Annotated in this window: 20 protein-coding genes; 9 read left to right on the forward strand and 11 right to left on the reverse strand. The window is 44.5% G+C overall.

The window, feature by feature from the left end; translation table 11 throughout:
* Positions 1-230: 230 nt before the first annotated feature.
* From AAEY83_RS04680 to AAEY83_RS04695, 4 genes are all read left to right on the forward strand, one after another.
* Positions 231-2,693, forward strand: coding sequence for an esterase/lipase family protein (locus tag AAEY83_RS04680; protein WP_025647065.1), 2,463 nt, complete (start codon positions 231-233; stop codon positions 2,691-2,693).
* Positions 2,694-3,053: 360 nt separating this feature from the next.
* Complete coding sequence (locus tag AAEY83_RS04685) at positions 3,054-4,562, forward strand: cytochrome ubiquinol oxidase subunit I (RefSeq protein WP_037059821.1); 1,509 nt, start codon at positions 3,054-3,056, stop codon at positions 4,560-4,562.
* The gene (gene cydB, locus AAEY83_RS04690; protein WP_025647067.1) at positions 4,562-5,578 is read left to right on the forward strand and encodes a cytochrome d ubiquinol oxidase subunit II; all 1,017 of its coding nucleotides are present in this window, start codon (positions 4,562-4,564) and stop codon (positions 5,576-5,578) included. Before AAEY83_RS04685 ends, cydB begins: the two co-directional genes overlap by 1 nt.
* 45 nt (positions 5,579-5,623) lie before the next feature.
* Positions 5,624-5,740, forward strand: a complete 117-nt coding sequence (locus AAEY83_RS04695) for a DUF2474 domain-containing protein (protein WP_156923998.1) — start codon at positions 5,624-5,626, stop codon at positions 5,738-5,740.
* Between the two features lie 109 nt (positions 5,741-5,849).
* Here the strand turns inward: AAEY83_RS04695 and AAEY83_RS04700 are convergent, their stop codons facing one another.
* The 3 genes from AAEY83_RS04700 to AAEY83_RS04710 form a co-directional block, all read right to left on the reverse strand.
* Positions 5,850-6,599, reverse strand: a complete 750-nt coding sequence (locus AAEY83_RS04700; protein ID WP_025647068.1) for an MBL fold metallo-hydrolase — start codon at positions 6,597-6,599, stop codon at positions 5,850-5,852.
* Positions 6,600-6,898: 299 nt separating this feature from the next.
* A complete protein-coding gene (gene murU, locus AAEY83_RS04705; RefSeq protein ID WP_025647069.1) occupies positions 6,899-7,627 on the reverse strand; it encodes an N-acetylmuramate alpha-1-phosphate uridylyltransferase MurU in 729 nt (242 codons plus the stop codon).
* A 36-nt stretch (positions 7,628-7,663) separates the two neighbouring features.
* A complete protein-coding gene (locus tag AAEY83_RS04710; RefSeq protein WP_227501949.1) occupies positions 7,664-8,830 on the reverse strand; it encodes an aminoglycoside phosphotransferase family protein in 1,167 nt (388 codons plus the stop codon).
* Between the two features lie 380 nt (positions 8,831-9,210).
* Between AAEY83_RS04710 and AAEY83_RS04715 the strand changes: the two genes are divergently transcribed.
* The 3 genes from AAEY83_RS04715 to AAEY83_RS04725 all read left to right on the forward strand — a co-directional run bounded on the left by AAEY83_RS04715 (position 9,211) and on the right by AAEY83_RS04725 (position 14,479).
* The gene (locus AAEY83_RS04715) at positions 9,211-12,168 is read left to right on the forward strand and encodes an LPS-assembly protein LptD (RefSeq protein WP_025647071.1); all 2,958 of its coding nucleotides are present in this window, start codon (positions 9,211-9,213) and stop codon (positions 12,166-12,168) included.
* A 101-nt stretch (positions 12,169-12,269) separates the two neighbouring features.
* The gene (locus AAEY83_RS04720) at positions 12,270-13,667 is read left to right on the forward strand and encodes a peptidylprolyl isomerase (RefSeq protein WP_025647072.1); all 1,398 of its coding nucleotides are present in this window, start codon (positions 12,270-12,272) and stop codon (positions 13,665-13,667) included.
* Positions 13,668-14,206: 539 nt separating this feature from the next.
* Positions 14,207-14,479, forward strand: coding sequence for a hypothetical protein (locus tag AAEY83_RS04725; RefSeq protein ID WP_025647073.1), 273 nt, complete (start codon positions 14,207-14,209; stop codon positions 14,477-14,479).
* A 420-nt stretch (positions 14,480-14,899) separates the two neighbouring features.
* On the opposite strand, the gene AAEY83_RS04730 is transcribed toward AAEY83_RS04725, so the two are convergent.
* Complete coding sequence (locus AAEY83_RS04730; protein ID WP_198013363.1) at positions 14,900-16,054, reverse strand: endonuclease/exonuclease/phosphatase family protein; 1,155 nt, start codon at positions 16,052-16,054, stop codon at positions 14,900-14,902.
* A 320-nt stretch (positions 16,055-16,374) separates the two neighbouring features.
* Here AAEY83_RS04730 and asd point away from each other — a divergent pair, with 320 nt between their 5' ends.
* On the forward strand, positions 16,375-17,508 hold the full coding sequence (gene asd, locus AAEY83_RS04735) for an aspartate-semialdehyde dehydrogenase (RefSeq protein ID WP_025647075.1): 1,134 nt from the start codon (positions 16,375-16,377) through the stop codon (positions 17,506-17,508).
* Positions 17,509-17,590: 82 nt separating this feature from the next.
* Here asd and AAEY83_RS04740 read toward each other — a convergent pair whose 3' ends face one another.
* A complete protein-coding gene (locus tag AAEY83_RS04740; RefSeq protein WP_264673189.1) occupies positions 17,591-17,719 on the reverse strand; it encodes a heme-binding protein in 129 nt (42 codons plus the stop codon).
* Positions 17,720-17,863: 144 nt separating this feature from the next.
* On the opposite strand from AAEY83_RS04740, the gene tgt reads away from it, so the two are divergent.
* Positions 17,864-19,015, forward strand: coding sequence for a tRNA guanosine(34) transglycosylase Tgt (gene tgt / locus AAEY83_RS04745; RefSeq protein WP_025647076.1), 1,152 nt, complete (start codon positions 17,864-17,866; stop codon positions 19,013-19,015).
* 106 nt (positions 19,016-19,121) lie between these two features.
* Here the strand turns inward: tgt and AAEY83_RS04750 are convergent, their stop codons facing one another.
* From AAEY83_RS04750 to bamA, 6 genes are all read right to left on the reverse strand, one after another.
* A complete protein-coding gene (locus tag AAEY83_RS04750; protein WP_084212669.1) occupies positions 19,122-19,256 on the reverse strand; it encodes a methionine/alanine import family NSS transporter small subunit in 135 nt (44 codons plus the stop codon).
* 40 nt (positions 19,257-19,296) lie between these two features.
* The gene (locus AAEY83_RS04755) at positions 19,297-20,814 is read right to left on the reverse strand and encodes a sodium-dependent transporter (RefSeq protein ID WP_025647077.1); all 1,518 of its coding nucleotides are present in this window, start codon (positions 20,812-20,814) and stop codon (positions 19,297-19,299) included.
* A gap of 283 nt (positions 20,815-21,097) precedes the next feature.
* A complete protein-coding gene (gene lpxA, locus AAEY83_RS04760; protein WP_025647078.1) occupies positions 21,098-21,877 on the reverse strand; it encodes an acyl-ACP--UDP-N-acetylglucosamine O-acyltransferase in 780 nt (259 codons plus the stop codon).
* Positions 21,878-21,943: 66 nt separating this feature from the next.
* A complete protein-coding gene (gene fabZ, locus AAEY83_RS04765) occupies positions 21,944-22,453 on the reverse strand; it encodes a 3-hydroxyacyl-ACP dehydratase FabZ (protein WP_025647079.1) in 510 nt (169 codons plus the stop codon).
* A 475-nt stretch (positions 22,454-22,928) separates the two neighbouring features.
* Complete coding sequence (lpxD, locus tag AAEY83_RS04770; protein WP_025647080.1) at positions 22,929-23,945, reverse strand: UDP-3-O-(3-hydroxymyristoyl)glucosamine N-acyltransferase; 1,017 nt, start codon at positions 23,943-23,945, stop codon at positions 22,929-22,931.
* Positions 23,946-24,116: 171 nt separating this feature from the next.
* Entirely contained in the window at positions 24,117-26,561 is a 2,445-nt protein-coding gene (gene bamA, locus AAEY83_RS04775) for an outer membrane protein assembly factor BamA (RefSeq protein ID WP_025647081.1), read from the reverse strand.
* Between the last annotated feature and the right edge of the window lie 74 nt (positions 26,562-26,635).

Here is a 26,635-nt window from a genome sequence, read left to right on the forward strand (position 1 = left end):
AAAACAGCGGTCGTTTAAAATAATATTAGTCGCTGAGGCTGACTTTAGTTATCAAGCCAGTCGATTATAGCGCCGCTTTAACAGCGCGCCTGCTTTATAGTGATTGAGTAGTGACTCACTATTATCTATAAAGCAGGCGCGCTTTTTTTGTTTTAGCGCTATACTGTTTGAGGTTTTATCTTATCGAATCTGTCTTTATTCTATATTGAGATTATCTACTGAGACTCGCTATGACTGTTGCAAGTAACGCTGTAAACGCTATAACATCTGCTCACAAACAAGCGCTTTTGGCTATCACTATTATTACCTCTACACTACTTGTCAGCGCTTGTAGTACGGTATCTGTAAGCCAGCAAAGCAAGTCCAAAGTCATTAGTAGCCAACGCGGTAATATCGTCTCAGACAATAAACTCAGTAGTAATACCGCGTCAACCTTGCTCTCGGCTGGTCTCAATGAAACGGCCTGTTTGCAGCACTTTGATCTGTGTTTAGGGCAGCTCTCTGATAGTCTCCTCGATGATAATTATCGTTCGCCGCTTGCTATCTTCGCTGAGCTGCATTATGCCAAAGCAAGGCAATTAGCCGAATCTTCAGACTGCCTCGCTGCGCTATCTCGGCCACCGATTGACCCCTACTTTGCCAACGCCCCACTCGATGAGGAGCAAGCAAAAAGTAAAGAACAAAGAACATCCGCTTGTCTTATGAATTATCAACAGCGGCTGTTTGATGCCGTCAAATCAAGCTACGCGTATCTATTTTATGACAGATTAGAACACGACTTTGAGAACGCTACTCAAAAACAAAAAAGCGCACCTTTACAAAACCGCATTCCAAACGATGTCGATATTCAAACTCAAGATATCTACAATGCCGCGAGCAATGACATCATAACCAAGCTGTATCAATCTAAAGCCCGCACTAAGAAGATGTTTGGCAACACTCACATTGAGTACTTACCAACAACAGCTACCGACGATTCAGCCCAAACCGCTATTTCTAATAAAGTTGCGATGGGCGGGCGTGCCACAGACCAAGTCAAGGTCATGACGGTGCAAGTTGGGGACTATGGTCTCAATGTCCATCTACCCAATGAAGACCAGTATCTACAAAACGCTCGTGAGCAAACTTCTGCTTTGACAGATCTGACCTCTACTTATGAGCTGCGTCTTACGGGACTAAACTCGATAAGTAAGCGGCCAGGTTTAGGTATTAGCTTCGTGGCGTCTCTCAATGACCGTTACACGACCACTATTCGCCAGCTGCTCGTCTCCTCTTTGTCAGGTAGATTGGCTCAAGACAATAGCACCGATAACGACGAAAGCATAAGCAATGAGGACCCGAGTAGTCGAATCTACCCTAGCGGTCATTTGCTGATGACCGGTTTGATTAAACCTGTAGGAGATAGCGTATTAGATGTACTCAGTAGCGAGCAACTCGATATTCATCTATATAACCCTTACCGCAGTGAGAGCACTACTATCTTAGGCGAAGACTATCCGCTGGCAGCGAATTTTTCGGCAGGTTATGGTATGTGGCTTGCAGAGAATCAACTAGACGGCGTCGGCTACTTAAACCTAATCACTCGTCAACAAAAAACCAATCTGCCCAAATTGTTTATGCTTGAGCCTTATGACCCTAACAAGCGGGTATTGATTATGCTGCACGGGTTAGCCTCGAGTCCTGCCACTTGGGTCAATTTGACTAACGATATTTTGAATGATGATAAATTACGTGAGAATTATCAGGTTTGGCAGATATTTTATCCCACTAACTTGCCTATATTAGAAAACCGTTATCAAATTCAGCAACTCATTGAAGCAACTTATCAGCAAACAGATCCTGATGGTCAAAATATTGCCAGCCAAAACAGCGTCATTATCAGTCATAGTATGGGCGGTATCATAGCGCGCATGATGTTATCTGATGAAAACCTGATAGATGATTTGGACAGACTTGATGAACAAGGGACGCTCTCTGCTAGTGAAAAACGAAAAATACGCGACGCGCTTAAGCAGTCTTTTGGTGAAGAGCAATTAGAAAAACGCTTTAGATTGCAGGCTTTGCCGCAGGTAGATACTGCCGTATTTTTATCAACGCCTTTTCGCGGTACCGACTACGCTGATCGCTGGTTCACCCGTGCGCTGCGCCGCATTGTGTATCTGCCCGTTGGGCTGGTCAAGACGGTCACAGACAATCTGGCGACCATTGCCACCCAAGGCGACTTAGCCAATAATCCTCTAGGCGCTTTATACTTGCAAAATGGAGCAAGCCAGCTGAGTAATAAGTCCTCTTTTATCCAATTAACCAAAGATATCTCTATTAACGATCGTATTACCTATCACTCCATTATCGCTAATAACGATGCCGATATCACTCAAGGTTTGGCAAAAATGCAGCCAGGCGGGGCTAAGATAGACTTATCACAAGCGCAAGCAGAAGATAGCGACTCCAATACTGTCGATAACACAGATAGAAATGTACGCCGCGAGCCTTTAGTCGCCGCTGTTACAGTTGATGGCGATATCAGTCAAGCCATCACTGAGCGGTTGTCTGACGGTATTGTGCCTTATACTAGCGCTCACCTTGAAGGTGCGGCTTCTGAGACCATTATCAACGGCGGCCACAGTATTCAACAAAACCCGCAAACGATTTTGACTTTGCGCCGTATTTTGTACAAACAACTTCAAGAGTAAGCCTATCTTTTATAGCTAACTTACAAAAACTGGCAACGTGCTGTTGATTTTCACAGTTTTGGTTTTCAATAGCCTCGTCATGACTGTTAGGTATGCTTTGGTAACATGGCACAACTTGCACCCGCTGTACAGCGAGCGCATAATGACTTCAATATCATCTTCAGTCGTATCTAGTAAGACTACTCAATTGCTTAGATCGATTGTCTAGATAGTAAAAATATAGTTTATAAGGACATAGATTCCACACCAGCCAAATTATTTTTGGCTATTGCCCGTGATAAAGGTTTATATATTGCGGACAGTTACTTGCGCGTATTATGGATAGTTACGCCAATCAGTTAACCAATATAGGTAACCCTTATGTTTGCCTCTTTTATGATAGATCAAATGGACGCGCTGATGCTCGCGCGTATTCAGTTCGCTTTTGTCATCTCTTTTCATATTGTCTTTCCTGCGTTCTCTATCGGTCTTGCCAGCTGGCTGACCGTATTAGAATTTCGCTGGCTCAAAACGGGTGATCCCATTTACGCTGAAGTTTATAAACACTGGGTGAAGATATTCGCCGTGGTGTTCGGTCTTGGCGTGGTGTCAGGCGTGGTGATGTCCTACCAGTTCGGCACCAACTGGGCGGTGTTCTCAGACAAAGCCGGTAACGTCTTAGGGCCTTTGCTTGCTTATGAGGTGTTAACTGCGTTTTTCTTAGAAGCATCATTCTTAGGTATTATGCTCTTTGGGTGGGGGCGCGTCAGCAAGCGCATGCACTTTGCCTCGACGGCAATTGTCGCTGTCGGTACGCTGATATCAGCCACTTGGATTTTATCAGCTAATAGCTTTATGCAGACGCCGCAAGGCTTTATGATAGGCGCTGATGGCCTTCTGTATCCAACCAATTGGCTTGAGATTATCTTTAACCCCTCCTTCCCTTACCGTCTTGCACATATGGTGACGGCAGCATTTTTGACTACTGCTTTTGTCATCGGCGGTATTGGTGCCTATTACCTGCAGTCCAAAAAGCATCAAGATCATCGCAAGCATGGCCGCGTGATGCTAGGTATGGCGATGATTATGGCCATCTTTGTAGCGCCGCTACAAGTGCTCATCGGTGATGAGCATGGCTTGAACACCCTTGAACATCAGCCTGCAAAAGTGGCGGCGATGGAAGGTATTTGGGAAGACGAGCGCGGCGCGGCACTACGTTTATTCGCGATACCTGATCAAGATAACCAAACCAATAAGTATGAAGTGAGTATTCCTTATGTCTCGGGTTTAATTTTGACCCATTCATTAGATGGAGAGGTCAAAGGACTCAAAAATTGGGCTGTCGAGGACCAACCGCCTGTTGCTATTGTCTTTTGGGCATTTAGGATTATGGTGGGTATTGGTATGCTCATGGTACTTGTTGGCTTATTTAGTGTTTACAAGTACTTTAAAAAACAACAATTTAATCCTGAGAGTAAATGGTTCCATAGGGCTTGGATGTTTATGACGCCGATGGGCTTTATTGCGATACTAGCTGGCTGGTTCGTCACCGAAACAGGACGTCAGCCCTGGACCGTCTATGAAGTCATTCGTACTAGCGAGAGTATGTCGCCCATTGCAGCACAGCAGGTGGCGACGACTTTGATTGGCTTTATCGTACTGTATATCTTTGTCTTTGGCGCAGGTAGCTTTTACATTATCCGCCTGATTACTCAAGGGCCTAAACCGTACGAGGATCCTTCAGAGGATACTTACTATGATCATTCTGTGACCGAAGCTCAGGGCCGTGCTTTGAGTGGTGATAATGCGCCGCAAGAAAAAACAAAGGATAAGAGTGATGAGCATCTAGACAGTCCTGCTGATGATGTTGATGATGGAGGGTTGCGCTAATGTTTAACTTTGGTGATGTATTAGACTTACCCCTTATCTGGGGCGGACTTATCGCGCTATCGGTCTTTATCTATGTGCTACTCGATGGCTTTGATTTGGGCTGCGGTATTTTGTTTCCCTTTGCAGGCTCAGATAAGAACCGAAGCCGGATAATGAACTCTATCGCCCCATTTTGGGATGGTAACGAGACCTGGCTAGTGCTTGGCGGCGGCGGCTTGTTTGCCGCTTTTCCTGTCGCTTATGGCATTATCATGAGCGGCTTGTATCTACCTGTGACCTTTATGCTCTTTGGACTCATTATGCGCGGGGTGGCCTTTGAGTTTCGCTTTAAAGCCAATACCCGTCGTCATGTTTGGGACACGTTTTTCTTTGTAGGCTCAGTGATCGCTACCTTCTCACAAGGCATTATGCTTGGCGCTTTGGTACAAGGACTCGAGGCCAGCAACCGCTTATATACTGGCGGTCCGTTTGACTGGCTCACGCCCTTCTCTATCGTTTGTGGTTTTGCCATGATTATCGGCTATGCGCTACTGGGTTCCACTTGGCTGATTATTAAGACAGAACACACGCTACAAGTATGGGCGCGCAAAGTCTCAGGTTGGATGCTCTCAGCGCTTATAGCCTCTATGATTGTAGTTACCGCCTTTATGTTCTTCTCTGATATTGAGGCGCTCGAGGGTTGGTTTAGCTTCCCAGGTCTGCTATATCTTGCCCCTATGCCGATTGTCGTATTGGCTCTGTTCTTTTTGATGCGTAAAGACCTTAAAACAGAACGTGAATATCGTCCGTTTTTGTTAGCCGTAGCGCTGTTTTTGATGGGTTATATTGGCGTCTGTTTTGCTATATTCCCATATATAGTGCCTTATCAGATGACCATTTATGAAGCGGCAGCCGCCGATACCTCATTGTCGTTTATGCTGATAGGCGCGGTTATCATGTTACCGATTATCTTAAGCTACACTGCGTTTGCCTATTATACGTTCAAGGGCAAATCTGATCACAATCCGATGTACTGATATCTAATCAATAACAGATGTCATAGACAATAAAAGGATAAGATTATGAAAAAGCTAAGTAAAAAACAAAGTCAATGGGCATGGTTCGTGGGTTTATATTTGGCAGGGTTTTTAGTCGTTTTTACCTTTGCACAATTAATCAGGCTTGCGATGGGACTATAAACTCCATCAGTAAAAAAACGCAGTCTTGATTATCAAGGCTGCGTTTTTTATTACGCTTATAAGCTGCGTGTCAATTGTCAGTCCTAGAAATTGTTAGTCCTAGAACAGGCTAGCCTTGCGGACTTTGTGTCATTTGGCGACAGTATCCTGCCAAGTTCTCAGGTAAATCCTCTGGACAAACGCCGCACTGCTTATTACCCGGTACCGCATAATTGATAAATTTTGGATACGGTAGGTTTAGATTATTCATAATGACCCTAAACTCCTCTATCGTCGTATCACCGCCAAGTCTTGGGTTGCGCTTTTTTTCTTGCGCAATTGAAGACACAAACCTCTCTTTATAGTCATGTGCAGGATACACCAAGGTCTCATCTGGTAAAGAAAACAGTTTGTCTCTTACAGAATGATACAGGGCGTCTGCGTCACCATTTTGAAAGTCCGTGCGACCGCAGCCTTCAATCAGTAAAGCGTCTCCTGTAAACACCCGCCCATCAAAGATATAGGCAAAATGCCCATCAGTATGCCCTGGTGTATGCAAAGGATGCAAAGTAATACCATCAAGCTCAAAGGGCACGCCGTCCTCTAAGCCAATATCTGCGCACTCCAAGCGATCATAGGCAGGTGCTGCAATCTTACTGCCCACTTCACGCTTCATCTCCAACGCTGCGGTAATATGATCAGCATGAATATGCGTATCAATGGTATAAGCTAGAGTCAAGCCAAGCTTATGTAGCTCAGCGAGGTCGCGATCCATCGTCGCAATGACAGGATCAATCAAGACGGCTTGTCCAGTACTCGTGTCCCCTATCAAATAGGTATAAGTACTAGAGAGCGGTTCATATAATTGCTTAAAAATCATAATCATTCCTTTTTGATGTGCATGGTTTATCGATACTGATATTTTGTAGTTTATCATTTCAGTAAAGTTAATATTTTCTATATTTAATCATTATATATTACATTATAGTATATATAATAATAAATATCTGGGTGCTGTGCTAGATTTGGTAACGTACAAGCGATTACTAGTATTACGTTCCATTAACAGAGATTAATATGCTGTAATCTGAAACAGTACCTGTATTAAAAAGGCTGCACTATTGTAATAGCGCAGCCTTTCTAATGATTATCACTGTTTAACTGTTTAATAAATGACTTTTAAGAATCAGATTTATCATTTGTAGAATGATGTTTAACAAACGCATTGACTTGCTCTAAGCGCTCAGGCGTACCGACATCTATCCAGTTATCGGTAATGACTTCTGCGGTGATCTGAAACTTAAGCATCGCTTGCTTAAGTAGTGGCGCAAGAGCAGCAGGCTGACCACTAACTAGACCATCTAGTAGTCTTGGTGACATCACACTAATACCAGCAAAAGTATACTTATCCGCATCAGCAATCGGCTGCTCGCTTGCCAAGCCATTATTGATAGCGAAATCACCACCGTTATTATGCTCAGGATTATCAATCAATAATAGGTGCGCGCGTTGATCGGCACTAAGCTCATAGCTTTGTAATTGCGCAAAATCATAGCTCGTCCACACATCAGAATTGACTAAAATAAACGGCTCATCTCGTAGCTTACCCGTTTGCAGCGCTTGAAAGATACCGCCTGCTGTCTCTAATGGCTCATCGCCTTCTTTTGACCAATGCAAATTTACGCCATATTGTGAGCCATCACCTAGCGCTGCCATCAGCTTATCAGCCAGCCATGAGGCATTAATAGTGATATCAGTGATACCAGATGCTTGTAGTGCTTTGATATGCCAGACAATCAAAGGCTGTCCACCGACTTCAACGAGTGGTTTTGGTGTCTCAAGGGTCAACGGACGCAGGCGTGTACCTTTGCCTGCTGCTAATATCATCGCTTGCGTTATTGCAGACATATCTGCTCCCTGATGTTATAAATTAGTGTAATAGGTTTAAATATACTGCTGCACAAACTTAGCCTGATAAGCGGGTAATACGGTCTCTTCCATCCACTGCTTAAAGGGAATAAGTGCCTGCTTTACCTCCTCACTACCCTGCTTACTCAGCCAGTCAAGCTCGAAGAGTAAATCGCTCATGACCTTTGGAATATCGGCCAGATAACGACTCTTACCATCACGCTCAAACAAACGAATAAAGATACCGAGCACCTTTAGATGACGCTGAACGCCCATCACATTGACATCGTTTTCAAGCTGCTCAGCACTATCAGTAGTGGTCAGCTCAGCGTTTTTCTGCCTCTGCCAAAAGTCCTTAATCCAGCTAGAGATTTGTACTTCAGGCCAGTCGACATAAGCATCACGGACTAAGGAGACCAAATCATAACTATAAGCGCCGATAACTGCGTCTTGAAAATCGATGACGCCTAAGCGCGAATGATCAGCTTGGTCTTGCATCAGATTACGACTGTGATAATCGCGGTGAACGACGACTTGTGGCTGCCGCAAAATCTCATTAATTAATGTTGTTTTGACAGTCTGCCAAAGACTAGCGTCTAAACTGACCTCAATGTGCGGTATAAACCAGTCACTAAATAAGTCCATCTCGCGATTGAGCAGCTCTTCATTATAATCAGGAAGCTGGTGCTTATCTTTGGCAGTCTCTACCGGCACTTGCTGCAGTGCAATCAAAGTCTGCATAGCCGCTTGATAATACGCATCGACTTGCGCCGGAGTTGCCCCAACCAGTAAGTGCGCAAACTCCACCGTACCAAAATCTTGCAGCACCAAAAACCCTTGCTCCATATCTTGCGCGATAAGGGTTGGTACATTAATCGCTGGTGCCATTAAAGCGGTGACGTTGATAAACTGCTGCATCGCTTGCTGCTCATCAGCAGAGTCCATCACTATATAATGCTCAGCTTCATCACTATCTGATTGGTTTAACCATTGTAGACGATGGTACTGACGACTGCTGGCATCCCCTGGCAAACTGTCGAGCTTAAAGTCTTGACCGGCAAATACTTGCTGCAACCAATGCAGTAGCTGCTGCTGACGCTCATCAGCGGCCTCGGTATCGCTCCCTATTTGCGTTGGGGTTTGGATGCTGATTGTAGAATCAGTATTCTTAAGCATTTTATCTGTCATCGCGCTAGTAGTCATAAAAAAATCGCCGGTTAAATAGAGTGATAAGTCAGGCAAATACTTGCTAAAATAACGAACCATCTGAGAGTGCTTAGTATTTTTATCCGTCTTATTGACTCGCTACTCACGATTAGCCCGCTTATCAATAAGCAAATACCTTGCTGCATTACAAAATTTGCAGCAATAGTGTAGCTGATTTGGTTTTTTTTGACTATCATAAGTCAAAATAATTGTCGCTTTGCTCATTACCCACTCATTGAACAAAGATTAAACTAGTTTTTCGCGTTATAAAGTTGAGTAGCTAACTTTTGGTTTGATACTTACTTTTAAGATTCATTGACTATCTGTCTCTATCGTCATCCAGTCGGCTAATAGGTTCTACAATCATAGGTGTGCCCTTGTTATATTCTCCGCTCTACCAAAGCATTCGCATGATTTTATTCGGTGCGTTAAGCCTATCTAGCTTAACCGTTAGTGCTGCTATCACCGATGATGACCAACAGATGCGCGAGCCTTTGGCGACTGAAGGAGCTGAACGCGCAGTGGCGGATCTCGATACAGCTAGCGCTAATGATATGGCTGTGACGTCCCTAGAGAAGAGTACCGCTATAGGCTCAGTAACTGCTGTAGAGAACAACACTACGCTAGTAAACGATGATGCACAAATAGCGGCTAACATGGATACAGAGCAGATTGCGGTTGTTGACGCCACTATCGAGGCTAACACTGATACTGATACTGACATTACTGCTACTAATGTTGAAAAGTTAAATTTCGACGACGACACTATTCAAGATAGCTTGATGCGCTTGGCAGAATTTTATGAATTAAAACCCGATAGCGATGTGACTAATGTTAACCAGGCGGCCACCAATACTGCCGCAAGCCTAGTCGATAATGACGTACCTATCGCGGAGCTAGATAACACCTTAGAGACAAAGCAAACCTTGCCCAAGCTAGGGAGTGATTTAAATGTTGTTCCCATTACTGTCGATACTGCGCCGCGCTGTGAAGGTCAATGGGTCTACCCTGATCGCAATCCAAATTACCAGCGGGCAATAAATGAGGCCAATCGCGACGCCAATGCGCCTCTAAACGATCAAGACTCTATATATGCTGAGTCTGATTATGGTTATTATGATAATGTTGATTATGCTGAGTTGTCTGGCAACGTGATTATCGATCAAGGTGAGCAGCATATCGAGGCCCAAAAAGTAGTTTTGGATCTCAGCAGTGGCGTGGCAGCAGCACAAGGGCAAGTGATGTTCACTGACCAAGCGATTGGCAATGCGCCAAACCGCGGTACGGCAACCGAGCGCCCGGCGGCCACTGTTAATGATAAAGTCTCACAAGGTGGTTTGATTGGCGTCGCGGACAGCTTAAATTATAATACCGAAACCGGACAATCAACAGCTAAGGACGTGGCTTTTGCTAGCGTAGAGCTGCAAGCGCACGGCTATGCCAAGCGCTTAAACCGCCCTAACGAGACGCAGTATGAGCTTGATGAAGTGATGTTTAGTACTTGCCCGCCGACCAACCGCAAATGGCAGTTTGATGCCAAAAGCATCGATTTAGATACCGAAACAGGCCGCGGCGAAGCTTACAACACAACGTTTAAAATTGCTGATGTACCGGTATTTTATTTACCCTATTTTAATTTCCCTATAGACAATAGACGCAGCAGCGGCTTCTTATTACCGAGCGCGAGTGTCGGTAGTAAAAGCGGCCTTGAAGTTGACGTACCTTATTATTTTAATTTAGCGCCGAACTACGATGCCACCCTTAATACTCGCGTTTATACCAACCGTAACCCCATGCTCTCAGGAGAGTTTCGTTATCTAACCGAAAATTATGGTGAAGGTATACTCAACGGCTCCTATTTGCCTAATGATAAAGAGTATGATGGTGAGGATCGTAGCAGTCTGTTTTATGATCACTATTGGTCCTCTAATAGCATTCCGCGCTTGAGCGGTGATGCCAAATACAGCTATGTCTCTGACGCGGACTATCTTAATGATTTTGATACTTTAGGGTTATCTGACAATACGCTCAACCTGCCGCGCCGGGCTCGGCTCAATTATTATAACGACTATATCAATGGTGAGCTCAAAGTTGAAACCTATCAGACTCTCGACGCTTTTACCAATACTGGCGAGCGCTTAGAAGATAAAGATAAACCTTACTCGCGCTTACCACAGCTATCGCTCAACTATCGCCTGCCTTGGTCTGATAATATAAACTTCACAGGGGTTCATGACTCAGCCTACTTTAAAAAGTCGATTGACGATGGCTCTGAGGCCGAAAAAAGCGGCGTTAGAGTTTATAATAAGCTAAGCGCCGCTTATCCTATCGAGGCTGCGTGGGGGTATATCAACCCTAAGCTGAGCTTACAGCACCTATATACTTCCTATGATCAAGACAGCTTAGACGCTAATAATCTCGATGAAGACGATGGTAGCCAGTCCGTATTTGTCCCGCAAGCAAGCATCGATGCTGGTCTGAACTTTTATCAGTCAGGCTCACCTTTTGGCGCTTTTGATGACACCATGGGCGGTTATCAGCTACTGAGCCCGCGGCTGAAATATACCTACTCTCCTTTTGAAGATCAGAACGATATTCCTAACTTCAACACGCGTATCGCTTCTATTAACTATCAGCAGCTCTTCTCGGACAGCTGGTTTTTGGGGTATGATCGTCTGCAAGATTTGCACGCCATTACCCCTGGTATCAATTATCGTTACATCGATGCAACGGGTGTGACACGTTTTGATGGTAGCATTGCAGAGCAGTTTTATTATGATGATGGCCGAGTAACTTTAGAAGATCAGACGCCAGTATTCGACACTGACTCGTCAGGAATGGTTTGGAATACTAGCACTCAGCCTTATAATAACGTTTGGGTCGATGTCAGCGGCGCGCTAAACAGTAGCTATGATCTAAATTACATCACTACTGAGCTACGGTACCAGCCTTCAAGCAATAGCTTATTCAACGTCGGCTTCGTCAAGCGTCAAGAAGATGAAAACACCAACCAGCTTCCTATTTCAGCGCTAACGGCGTCAGCTATCTTTCCAATAAACAACAACTGGCGAGTACTAGCACAAGGGCAGTATGACTATCGGCGCAACCAAACCCTCGATGCGTTAGTTGGCATAGATTACGAAGATTGCTGCATTGGCTTTGCCGTTTATGGTCGTCGTTATTATAATGATCTAAATATCAACGATAAACCCAATCAAGCTATCATGGCTGAAATTAGGCTCAATGGTTTAGGCAGTGACAGTGGCCGCTTAACTCGCCTATTAGCAGATAAAGTATTAGGGTTTGAGCCGACACAAACGGCTTGGAAAGACTAGCAAACGATCTACCCTATCGCTATTTAAAGTTGGCTTTTTGCCTACCAGTGCATGCCGCTGATCAACCCATAACCGACATGACGACATCAATAAGGATTATCATGAGACTTTTTTCTTTACGCCAGACGAACCGAGCCATACTCATGAGTATGAGCGCCAGTCTGGGTCTTGTACTCGCGTTTAATGCTCAAGCGGCTACTGTTGAACCGACTAATACTCAAAATGCTAGTGCTCAAAGCCAGAATACCAACCGTCTAACCTCTGCTACCAGTACCGATGGCATTATCGCGCTAGTCAATGATAACGCTATTTTAAAAAGCGATTTGATCAATGCTATTATGCAAACCCGAGCAAGAGCGCAAGCGGCAGGCCAGCCTATTGCCAACTCACCGCAGCTACAATCTGAAGTTCTTAACGGCTTGATTCAGCGCGAGTTACAGCTCTCCCTTGCCAATAGACTTGGCTTACAGCCTGACGATGCAGCTATCAATCAGCGTTTGGCGCAGATTGCTCAAGCAGAAGGCGTTAATAGCCTCGCCGGTCTACAACAAAAACTAGATGCCAACCAGCCAGGTCGTTATGCTGCCCTACGAGCGAAGTTATTTGAAGATGCCGCTATCCAAGCCTTGCAGCAGCGCCAAGTCAGTAGCCGAGTCCGTATCAGCGAGCAGGATGTCGATGCTTTTTTAGCTTCCCCTGAAGCCAAACGTCTTAACCAAAATGAATATCAGACCATTCACGTACGTGTGCCTTATATTGACGACTACAGCCGGCTGTCAGCCGCTCAGCGCGAGCAGGCGCTTGCCGTAGCAAATACTCTGCGCACTCGGTTATTAGAGTCTAATGTCGATGTAGAGGCAGCCATGAGCGCCGCGCAAGGTAGCTACCCTATTCCACTACAAGGTGGCGATATGGGCTTCCATAGCGCTGCTGCGCTGCCAACTGAGCTATCAAGCCAGATTACTAAGCTCGACGTTGGTGAAGTGAGCGCGCCTTTGGTCACTCCAGAAGGAATCGATATCGTCAAGCTAGCCGATAAAACCGTCAATAGCAAAATGATTGTGCCCCAATGGGATGTTCGACATATCTTGGTCAAAATCGATGAGTTACAGACTGATAGCCTAGCCCAGCAAAAAATCAACGATCTGTATGAGCAGCTGCGTCAAGGTGCGGATTTTGCCAGTTTAGCCTCGACTTATTCTGATGATCCCGGCTCTGCTGGACGCGGCGGCGATTTGAACTGGGTTGGCGAAGGTGAGATGGTTGGAGAATTCGAAGCGGTAATGAAGAACACTACCGTCGGCGACTATTCTGCACCCTTTAGAAGCCAGTTTGGCTGGCACATACTAAAAGTCGATGATAAGCGCCAACAAGATATCAGTAACGAGTATCGTCGTGACCTAGCTCGCCAAGCCCTGTATCAACGCTTAGCACCACAAGCCACAGAAGACTGGTTACAAGAGCTACGAGCAGGCGCCTACATTCAAGTGATTGAATAATAGCGCTTAGCTCGTTCACAGACCCTTATACATTTCTCTCATTATCTTAACTCTGTAAGTTCTAGTCTGCGCAGTTACAAAGGGTATATGCCAAAGCATATGCCCTTTTTTTATTCTTCACGCAAAAGTCCATTAGACTCTATTCTAATAATGCTCAAATGATGCGATTATTGCTTCCAAGTCACTATCCGTAACTCATTAAAACCTTGTTAAATCTTTATTGATAATAAGAACTAAACAATTATTCTGCCGATACCATTTAAATCCTAATTATTCACGGTCAGAGTGTACTTTGTACTGTGACTCTTTACAATTATCTAGCTTAGCTATAGATTAATTAATAATAAAAACAAACACTTAAATACAAAAAGATGTCTTTTGATACCCAAGTATTATTTTCTATTTTTCATGCTATTGGTAAAATAACCATTAAATACAACCGCTTAGGTTTCGCCACGCTATCAGTGATATTAATAACAAAATACTGATAATAAAGGGCGTACTAATACTAGCGTTAACTAATATCAATAGGAGAATCAGTGATAAATACTGGAGACGTACTCATTTGCACAAGTGGAAATCAATTCTATAAAGAAGGCGAGTTATATACCGTCGGCGACTTTGTGAATGATAAATACTTTATTTTATTTACAGGTCATGACGATGAGCATTGGTATGCCACCATCGGTGAGCAAGGTATATATGTCAGTTTTGAGTGTCTAACTGAAGAGTGCAGCGATGCTTGGTTTTCCGTTACTGAAGACAAGAATGATGACTGGCTTAATGCCTATAATACTCTAGACCACGCTTAAAAATAGCCAAACATTATCTATAAAGTTTAGAAGTATTAAATGAAGGCTAGCAGCGTGTATAATTAGCAACATTTTTTATGAACAATAACGTCATCGAAAAAACTATAGACAAGAAAAAACCCGAACCTTGGGCAATAGGTTCGGGTTATTGGTATTTCGTTTTATTATTATTCTATCCTTGATGACTTATAATAAGTCCTCTCTAAGCCATTTTACACCGACTCATAACGCTTGAGCTGACTCAAGGCTATGCTATAAGCCTCAACACTGCATCCTTGACTATCCTTGTGTTGATGAGTCTATTATAGGCTGACCTCACCGCGCAAACTAGACGCCAAAAGCCCTATTTTTTGTACGCTTATGCTTACAGAGGATTTGAGTCATTTGTCTATGTCATATGTAAGTATAATATAAAAGTACCTATACCGGTTTTGCTGCCTGGTCTTGTTGTGCTTCGTTGTCTTCTTCAGCATGTTGTTGTGAGACTTTTTCTCCCTCTTCTTTACCTTCTTCGATTTTATGATTGGTCTCTTGGATGTCTTCGGTATCAGTTGTAGGAGCGTTTTGTTCCTGCTTACTGGCCTCTTGCGGCTCGTATTGTAAGGTAGTCATCACCGGGAAATGATCGGAGCCAATAGAGGGCATTCGACTGATGTCCACTAGCGTAAAGCACGCACTATGAAAAATATGATCTAGCGCCCAACGCAAAAAAGGATATTTGACGTGAAAGGTATTGATAAAATGACGTCCAATACGCGGATCAAGCAAGCCTGAGATGCGCTGAAAACGGCGCGTGGTTTTTGACCATGCCACATCATTGAGATCGCCTGCTAATATGGCCGTTTGCTCATGCTCTTTGATGTGTTTGCCGACCATCAGCAGCTCTGCATCACGCGTCGTGGATTTATCTGCTTCAGTAGGGCTTGGCGGCATAGGATGCAGGCAATACAGCCAAATCACTCGGCCACTTTGCAAGCGTAACTGACTGTGAATTGAGGGAATATCATCGATAATCAGATACTTGATTTCAGGATCTATCAGCTCAAGCTTTGAGTACAAGTGCATGCCATATAAGTTGTCTAAGGGAACTTTGACCGTATAAGGATAGTCAGGCTCTATCTGCTCAAGCGCTCGCTCCCACTTCTTATCTGTCTCCAACGCGATCAGAATATCGGGGTTTTTGTCGTTTACCAAATTGACTAAATCTTGCTTTTGCTCATTGGGCGTTAATACATTAGACACCATGATTTTGATCTGGTGCTCAGCCAGCTTTGGGTCATCGGTGGCGTTTTGTACTTCTTTTTTCCATAACTGCGTATAAGGAAGCACCATTCTAAGTTGATAAGCTAAAGTCAGACTCAAGGCCAAAAACAATAGCCACTGACCTATCTGCCACTCAGAGTAGAATAAAATCATCGCCGCCCAAGCGACGACTCCTAACACCATAATCTGGATGCGCGGAAACTCGACTACTCGGACCCACCAATTATCAAGGGGCATCCAGCCCCAAATGGTCAAAAAGGTGATAAACCCTGCTAACCATTGCGCGCCGTAATACAGTAAAGAGATATCCATAATATAGCTAACCATGTATTTAGATGAAGGCTAGGCCAAGAATAAAGTCTGACTCAATAAATATATTTATTATCATTTTTAATTGTCGTACTTAATTCTCAAGCTTACTTTTGGCCTTTTATTAAGAAGCCTACTTTAGCATTTCATTAAGCGAATAAACATTATAAAACGTTACTGTTTAGAGCTCATGAATAGTAACGATATAGCAGTAAAAGAAATTTATCGAAAAATCTTGCTTTTTTGTTCTATTCACGGCATTGTTACGGGTTGTCCTTGTCACAAACTATGTCACAAACCATCGTACAAGAGGAAGGCATTTCATGAGTAATTTAACAGTAGGTTTAGTAGGCTGGCGCGGTATGGTCGGCTCAGTGCTGATTGAGCGTATGCGCGAAGAAAAAGACTTCACCGGTATCACCCCGGTGTTTTTTTCAACCAGTAACAGCGGCGGCGATGCGCCAAGCTTTGATGGTATTAGCCCAAGTAAACTCAAAGATGCTCATGATATTAAGTCTTTAGCGGACTGCGATGTGATTATTACCTGCCAAGGCGGCGACTATACCCAAAAAGTGCACCAGCCTCTGCGCGATAGCGGCTGGGAGGGTTATTGGATTGATGCTGCTAGTACTTTACGTATGGATGAAGATAGCATCATTATTTTAGATCCCGTCAATCGTAATGTGATTGATAACGCTTTAGCTCATGGCAAAAAAGACTTTATCGGTGGTAACTGTACGGTATCGCTTATGCTGATGGCTATCGGTGAGCTGTTCAACAGAGGCTGGGTGGAATGGGTCAGCGCGATGACTTATCAAGCGGCAAGTGGCTCTGGCGCTAACAATATGCGTGAACTTATCAGCGGTATGGGCGTATTACAAGATGCGGTCAAAGCTGAGCTGTCTGATCCTGCCAGTGCAATCTTGGATATCGATAAAAAGATCGCCGAGACTCAGCGCTCAGCCGATTTTCCTCAGCAGTATTTTGGCGTACCCCTAGCTGGTAGCTTGATTCCTTATATCGATTCGCAAATGGACAATCATCAATCAAGAGAAGAGTGGAAAGGCGGCGTTGAAACCAATAAGATCCTTGGTAATGATGAACAGAGTAATATTCCTATCGATGGTATGTGTGTCCGTATCGGTGCGATGCGCTGTCATGCTCAGGGTCTGACTATCAAGCTCAAAAAAGACATCCCGCTAAGCGAGATTGAAGAGGCGCTTCAAGGTAGCGATAATGAGTGGCTAGATGTAGTTGAGGATACTAAGGAAGCTACAGTCGAGCGTTTAACGCCAGTAGCAGTGACAGGTACTTTAACCGTAGCTCTAGGTCGCCTGCGTAAGCTCAATATGGGGCCTGAATATTTAGGTGCATTTACTGTCGGTGACCAGCTGCTATGGGGCGCCGCAGAGCCTTTACGCCGGATGCTAAACATCATTCGTGAGCAAAACAGCTAAGTTTGACTCAAAGCATCGACTATAAAAAGACAGCATATGCTGTCTTTTTTTATTGACCCGTGTATTTGACTATAACTGGCTGTTATTCATAACGAATCATCACCTCGTTACGACGCATAAAAGGCAGCGTCCATGGCGGGTTGTAACGAGCCAGCTCAGGCTCCCCTACCAGCTGTAAATTCTGCTTTTGCATCCACTCTATAAGTGTCAAACGCTATTGTCTGTGTCATTTGGGTAGAGAGCTATTAAAATAAAGGCTGTAGAGTTCTCGCTTGACGAGGATAACGGTCATACAAAAAACCGCTAATAATGATATAATTAGCGCCATTTTCATAGCTCATATAGCGATTATAATATGCAATTTACTTTACATAAAACTGCTAGCGGCGAGACACGCGCCCGCCGCGGTACCGTTCATCTCAATCATGGCGATGTACAAACGCCTGCTTTTATGCCTGTTGGCACTTACGGCACGGTGAAAGGCATGCTGCCTCGTGATATCGAGGCCATTGGCGCCGACATTATCCTTGGCAATACCTTTCATCTTTGGCTGCGCCCGGGTACTGATATCATCGATCAGTTCGGTGGCCTGCATAAATTCATGCACTGGGACAAGCCTATCTTGACCGACTCTGGTGGCTTTCAGGTCTTCAGCCTTGGCGCAATGCGTAAAATCACCGAAGAAGGCGTACATTTTAAGTCGCCTATTGATGGTGCGAAAGTGTTTTTATCACCTGAAAAATCGATGCAGATTCAGTATAGTCTGAATTCCGACATCGTCATGCAGTTCGATGAGTGTACGCCCTATCCGGCCACGCACGCTGAAGCGAAGAAATCTTTGGAGCTCTCCTTGCGTTGGGGGCAGCGCTGTCTTAATGAGCATCAAAACCTTGGCAGTACTAATGCGCTTTTTGGTATCGTGCAAGGCAGTATGTATAGCGACTTACGTCAGCAGTCACTTGAGGGTTTACTTGAGATTGGTTTTGATGGTTATGCTATCGGCGGTCTCTCTGTGGGTGAACCCAAAGAGGAGATGATGGCGGTATTAGATTACCTACCTGATGATATGCCAGCCGATAAGCCGCGCTATCTGATGGGCGTTGGTAAGCCTGAGGATCTAATCGAAGGTGTGCGCCGCGGCGTTGATATGTTTGACTGCGTCATGCCAACTCGTAATGCACGTAATGGTCACTACTTCGTCACTGGTGATGCTGATAACACTGGAGTGGTACGCATTCGTAATAGCCAATATCGTACGGATACAGGTCCACTAGATCCTGGATGTGACTGCTACACCTGTCAGAACTTTAGCCGCGCTTATCTTTACCATCTCAATAAATGCAAAGAGATGTTAGGCGCGCAATTAGCAACTATTCATAACCTACGTTATTATCAGCGCTTGATGGCAGGTATTAGAGACGCTATTGAAGCGGATACTTTTGATGAGTTTGTGAGTGAGTTTTATAGCAAGCGCGGGCAACAAGTACCTGAGCTAACGCTGCATTAAGTCATATAGCTGTTGATAAAGGCTCTTATTATTGTCTCTGTTCATACTAAAAAAGCCAGTCACTCATATTAGTGACTGGCTTTTTTACATTTATCTACTGATAGTCTTAATAAATTTGATCATCAGGTAGCTGCTGCATGGGAATATCAGGGTGTTTTCTTAGATGCAAAACAGCTAAGAGCAAACCGCCCCATATAAGCAGCATGGAGATAATCATAAAAATAATGGCTGAAGTTGACATAATTTATTCCTATTAAAGTGCTCATCTAAGAGCAGTGTGATTAGCGTGCATCATCAAGAGCGCGAGCTTTATCATCTTCTTCGTCATGGATACCTTTCATACGAGAGAGTATAAAGGCACCTAAGCCAAATAGTACCACCACGCCCCAACCAAATAGTAATAAAATGGTTGTTGAGTAGCCTTCATAAGGGTTTTGTACTAAATCAACTAATCTCATACCTAGCGCAATGACCAGTACAACAGGCGTAATAACCGTCAGCATAAATACCCAAGCACCGCCTAATTTAACACTAGACACCTGATTGATATGCGCTATTAAACCTGGGATTTTGCGGCGATTAAACCAAGTGACCAAGACAATAGACATGAGTCCACCTGCGACGATACCGATGTTATTAGCAAAATGATCAATCACATCGACCAATACCAATGAGCTACCAGTAGAGAAAGCTGAGATAGATATAACCGCAGATACACCCACGATTATGGCCACTGCTTTTTTGCGCGACCAGTCAAATTTACTTTGAAACGCAGAGATGGGTACTTCTAGGATACTAATTAATGAGCTAATACCAGCAACCACCAAAGAGCCAAAGAATAAGAAACCGACAAAGTCGCCACTAGCGCCCATAGTAGAGATGATTTTGGGGAAAACAAAGAAGGCTAGTCCAACACCGCCACTCGCGACTTCAGCAACATCTTGACCGGTTGACATCGCCATAAAGCCAATAGCTGAGAAGATACCGATACCTGCAATAAGCTCAAATGAGGAGTTAGCAAAACCAACCACTAAGCCTGCGCCTGTTAAGTTAGTGTTCCTTTTAAGGTATGAGGCATAAGTCACCATGATACCAAAACCCACTGATAGCGAGAAAAACACATGCCCATAAGCAGCTAGCCAAACACTAGGATCCGCCATTCTGCTCCAGTTTGGTTCAAAAAAGGCATTCAAACCAACCACAGAGCCTGGCAAAGTGACGGCTTTGAAAACCATAATACCAAACAGCACAATAAGCAGTGGTAAGCAGATTTTGTTCGCAAGCTCCACGCCTTTACGGATACCGCCAAACATAATCAATAGCGCTAAAGCCCAGACAATCACTAGACCTGTAAACATCTGCGGTACAAAGACGGAGGTCAGCTCGCCAGTATGCTGTATAAAGTCACTGACAAAGAAGTTAGTGGTATCCTCGCCCCACTTTTGTCCAAACGAGAAGACCATATAACTACCTGCCCAAACGATGACGGCGGCGTAATAGATGGCAATGACAAAAGAGACCAAAGACTGCCACCAACCGACAAACTGACCAGATGGTGAGAATCTCTTATAAGCTCGCGGCGCGGCGGCGCGGTATTTGTGGCCAATAATATAATCTAAAAATAATAACGGGATACCTGCGGTTAATAAGGCGATAAGATAAGGCACCATAAATGCCCCACCACCATTATCATAAGCCACATAAGGAAAGCGCCAAATATTCCCTAATCCAACTGCTGAACCGACAGCTGCTAGAATGAATCCAGTACGACTGGACCAATTTTCCCTTTGCTGTGCCATATAACACTCCTAAAATTCACTGGCGTTCTCTTTTAATGCCCTTTAAGTACCTTAAACGGTGCACTTTAGAGCAGCAAGATAATCAAAGAGACTACCAGTCAGCTATTGGTTAAAATAAGTTACTAAAACCTTACTACACATGACTTGAAAGTTTCTGCTAATCGATAGCAAATGTCAAGCAATGATAAACACAAAAAGCCATAACGTTATGTTATGGCTTTTGATGATAGAGGCTATGATGTTTAGACTCGAAATGATAGTACCAACTGTGCTGAGCTAAATTTTAACGGACGACACCGCGTTTACTGTGCTCTAAAGAGTCAATGAGTAGCTGGATTTTTGGCTCTTTGGGTAGCAGCTCATTTTGTAAAACCTCAAGCGCTTGCACAGTGGTCAGACCAGACCTAAAAACGACACGGTAAGCTTGACGTAAGACGTCGATAGTCTGTTTCGACCAATCTTTTCGGCGCATGCCTTCTATATTTAGACCATGAGCGCCTGCCGGATTGCCCGATACCATAGTAAAAGCCGCCACATCTTTTAGAATAAGGCTCGCTCCACCGACTAAGCTGTAGTCATCAACGCGGCAGAACTGGTGAATACCAGAATTGCCACCAATGATAGTATGATCGCCGATGGTCACGTGTCCGGCAATGCCAACGTTATTTGCTAAGACATTGTGGCTACCAATGGTACAGTCATGAGCAATATGGGTATTGACCATCAGTAAGTTGTGACTGCCAATCTTAGTGATAGTAGCGTCTTGCGCGGTACCACGGTGTAAGCTACAAGCCTCTCGAATAGTATTATGATCACCAATCTCAAGCCAAGTACGCTCACCGGCATACTTAAGATCTTGCGGATCCTCGCCGATACTAGCGAACTGATAAAACTGATTGTGCTGTCCTATACGTGTCAACTTAGCCACTACCACATGACGATGCAAGATCGTGTGAGCGCCGATAGACACCTCATCACCAACGATACAATACGGTCCTATAACCGCCGTCTCGTCAATAGTTGCGGAAGGTGAGATGAGTGCTGTAGGGTGAATCTGGCTCATAGTACAGGCCTTAGTATCATCTAATTCAATGGAATAATAAAAGTAGTTCGTGCTGATTTGTCGAGGTTATTTCTCTTGGCGAGCAATCATAATCTGAGCGCTGACGGCGAGCTGCTGCTCAACGTGAACCGTACAGTCAAACTTATAAATACCTTGCTTTTGCATAGTAATCTTAGAGCGAATGATAAGCTGATCCCCTGGAATCACTTGCCGTTTGAAGCGCACCTTATCTACCCCGGCAAACAGGTAGAGATAGCCATCCTTAGAGGTCAAACCGGCACTGATAAACCCTAAAACACCAGAAACCTGCGCCATACACTCAACCATCAACACCCCTGGCATAATAGGCTCGTCAGGGAAATGACCATTAAAAAACTCTTCGTTGATGGTGACGTTTTTTATACCGGTGATCCACTCCTCAGGTCGACAAGCCGTAATCCGATCGACTAGCATAAAAGGATAACGGTGCGGTAAATAATGCTTCAAATCATGATAAGTCAGCGGTAAGCTCAAACCGTTTGTTGCTAACTTACTGATATCTTCATCCGTTAATTTATCGAAATCAATGGCACTCATAATGGGCTTCCTTGCGGTACTCGCAATCAAAATATAAATTAGAAACATGCTGTTTTAGGGCGTGTTGAACATTCACAAGAAGGCACTGCTGATAGCTGCTAGTTAATCAAAGCTGTGTTCTAGTCGTCGGGAAAATTGCAGGTAATGCAGATGCCTTAGCTTAATTTTTACAACGACTAGGGCGATTTTAGCATCAGCCCTCACTCTAACAACAGGGACAGGACTCTTTTTTGCCGCTTTATTGATAAAAACTGACGTATAGAATGACTATACTTACAATTTTTATCTGCAAATCGTCTAAAAAATAGTCTCTGTCAGTGCCACGGTCGAATGTCCAACACGCCCTAGACAGACATTTTTAAAACAGATCACTTTAAATCAGTTAAATAAAAAATAGTCACATCTAAAACCAGTTGCTTTTTAAATTGGAGACTTTTAAAACAGTTGCTTTGGCTGTTGGCGTAGGGTTGACTACTCAATCATTACCCATTTGACGAAAACGTACTGCCGCGCGTCGCCATTTGGCTGTAGGCATAGCGGCTGTACCCGATGAATAAGAGCCTGAGGTTTTGATCGATTTTGTCACCATAGTCATACCAGATAAAGTGACATCGTCAGCAATCTCAATATGACCGTTGATACCGACAGCGCCGCCCACGATACAGCGCTTACCAAGGCGAGTGCTGCCTGCGATACCAGTATGAGCGGCGATGGCAGAGCCGTCACCAATATGGACGTTATGCGCTATTTGTACTAAATTATCGATAATCACATGATTACCGATAACCGTATCATCAATAGCGCCGCGATCGATACAGGTATTGCTACCTATCCGTACCTGATCGCCAATGACCACACGCCCTAGCTGAGCAATACGCTCCCAGCCACTATCACTCGGATTTTTGGTTGGGGCGAAGCCAAAACCTTCGCTACCTATACTAGCGCCGGCGTGAATTCTCACTTGATTACCGATGATACAGTCGTGACCGATAACCACTTGTGACTTAAAGTGACAACGCTCACCAATACTCGTATCAGCCCCAATAACCACATGGGCGTCAAGACAACTGCCTGCGCCTATCTGCGCGCGCGCGCCAACCACACAAAACGGCCCTATGCTGACCCCTTCACCGATGATAGCACTATCAGCAATGCTTGCTGCCGGGTGTATGACGCCAGTCTCAGGCTTTGACTCAAATAACTGAGTACTACTCGCATAAGCCAAATAAGGATTGGCAACGACCAAGGCTATCGTCGGTGCGCGGGCAATCTCAGCATGCAGCTCACTGACTAACACGGCTCCAGTCTCACTAGCGGCAAGATAAGAGAGGTATTTTGGATCCGCCAAAAAGCTGAGCTGGGTGCTAGTAGCGGTAGCCAAACTGCCGACGCCGCTAATTTCAAAATTAAGCTGCTCAGAGCTTAGCGCCGACTTGTTCAGTACAGGTTGGCGCTGCTCAATTTGTGTAATGAGATGCTCAATGGTAGTCATAGTCAGTAACACTGCTAATAGTATAGTAAAACAATATAGTGAAAATAGGCACTAAGCTAAGATAAGCTAACAGTTTAGCTCAGTCATTCATAATGCTCTATCGCTTAAGAGCTGACGTGATAGTCAGCTCTACATCAAGCCGTTATGGCAGCGCATTAAAAGTAAGGTCAATTAAAAAGTACTACCAATTTGGAACTGGACTTTTTCGGTCTTGTCGTCTTCTTTGTCGCCAATAGGTACCGCATAACTGATCGAAATAGGTCCGATAGGCGTGTACCAAGTCACGCCAGCACCGGCGCTAAAACGCAGATCATTGTCCTGCTTTAATAATGGTATAGGATTACCTTCTGTATCTACAGGACGCTCGCCCGTTACCGGGTCAACGAAGTTGCGATCTTCTCTATCGGTAGTATCAAAGACTTGTCCACCTTCCGCGAATAATACCGGACGTACTTGATCCGCCCAGTCGCCTTTGAATGGCATAGGCAAGATAAGCTCAGTACCGAAGCTTGCTAAGGCGTTACCACCGACCTCTTCGTCTCTGATACGATCACGACCAAGAACCGCATCAGAATAAGCTTTCGATCTAGGGCCTAAACTTAAGGACTCATAGCCACGTACAGAGCCATAACCACCAGCGTAGAAATTCTCATAAAAAGGCAAGTCATTACCATAACCAAGCTTAGTATAACCGCGTGCAATCACATCTTTATAAATCGGATAGTAGACGTTACCGCGATAAATGGCTTTTTGATAATCAGCATCGCCAAAGCCAATAGTCGCATCGACGCTATGGCTCATGCCCTTCGTGGGAAACACTGGGCGATCTAGCGTGCTGTAGTCCCAGCCTAGGAGTAAATTATAGCTGATATAATCATTCTTGAAGGTGGAAGCGCCTTTAATAGGGTCACCACTGTCATCTACAATTTCACTAAATGAGCCCCCATCGTCGACAATCTGGTCGACGTTAGACACGCCAAGGAAACGCCCGCCTCGAACCTCAGTATTATCGATGTTGATACCAGCGCTTATGCGTTTAGTCTCGTCAACAGGATAGCTATAGTTAAGCGTAGCGCCATAAGAGTCGGTGACATAGTTACTGACGTTTCTATCATCATATTTGGTCTCACGGTAATAAGCACTGACCCCTTGTGAGACGCCATTTTCAGTGAAGTAAGGATCGGTATATCCTAAGCTATAAGAGTCGCGTGTCTCTGAGCGTGAAAGTGCGGCATTGACGCGGTTACCGGTGCCCATAAAGTTGTTTTGAGTGAGGTCTAACTGGAAAGTTACCCCGCCACTTTGAGAGTAACCAGCGGCAATCGTTGAGCTACCTGAGGGTTGTTCTTCAACGGTATAGTTCACATCGACTTGGTCTGGCTGATTGGGCACCGATTTAACATCAACGTTAACGGTTTTAAAGAAACCGGTGCGCAATAAACGTGTGCGCGATAGCTGGATTTTTTCGTTAGAGGCCAGCGAACCTTCTAACTGACGCATCTCTCGGCGCAGTACTTCGTCTTGGGTTTTTATATTGCCGTTAAAATTAATACGGCGTACATAGATAGGTCTTACCGGATCGATATAATAGTCAACATCGACGATTTTGGTGTCGTCATTAATACGCGGTACTGGGCGAATCTGCGCTAGATAATAGCCTTCATTGCCATAACGGTTTTTGAGCGCAGCAGTTGTTGCATCAAGCTTAGCTTGCGAGTACTGCTCATCGGCATTAAAGGTCACAAGCTCGCTTAGATCATTGACATCGAATTTGGGCTCGCCCAAAAAGCTAATATCCCCAAACTGGTATTGGTCGCCTTCGGTTAAGCTGATTTCAATAAAGACGCTTTTTTTATCTTCACTGATATTGAGTATGGCATTGTCAACGTTAAAGCGTACATAACCATCGTTTTGGTACAGCGCTTTTAGGTTCTCTAAACTTGCGCCTAGCTTTTCTTTGGCGTAGCGATCTGACTTAGAGATGATATTGGCCCATGAGGTTTCTTTTACTGCGAACACATCTTTAATCTCTTCATCACTAAAGTGCTGATTACCAATAATATTAATATCAACTACTTTGGCCGCTTTACCTTCGATGAAGCGCACGTCAAGCTTGACCCGATTACCATCTAGCAAAGTCTGATCCACTTCGATACTGCTGTTGTAATAGCCTTGAGAGATATACTGCTGCTGCAGCTCATTAGCGACACCTTGTAGCGTCGCTTGCTTGAGTACGTCGCCGACTGATAAGCCAGCGTTTTCTAAGCCTTGCTCTAGCCCTTCTTTGGGAATGAGCTGGTTGCCCTCAAAATTGACTTCGGCAATGACAGGACGCTCAACGACATCAAAAGTCAGCTGACTACCCTCGACACGGCTTTGAATGTTAGCGAAGTTGTCAGTAGCATACAAAGCTTTAATACTAGCCGCTAAGCTGGCATCGGTCACCGTATCACCGACGCTAATAGGCAACACTGGATAAAGACTATCGGGAGTCAGGCGTTGTAATCCGGTGAAACCAATGTCAGTTGCCACAAAATCTGCCGCTTGTGCAGAAACACTCATCATGGCTACCACTAATGGCAACCCAGCCGCGCTCGTAAGTAAAGGCGTACGCATAAATACTATCCGTCAATAAAAAACTTGCTTAAGTTAAGGTAAAAAAGCATATTTTGTCTACCTTATTGAGACTT

This window comes from Psychrobacter sp. TB20-MNA-CIBAN-0197 (genome assembly GCF_040309765.1).
Classification (GTDB): Bacteria; Pseudomonadota; Gammaproteobacteria; order Pseudomonadales; family Moraxellaceae; genus Psychrobacter; species Psychrobacter submarinus.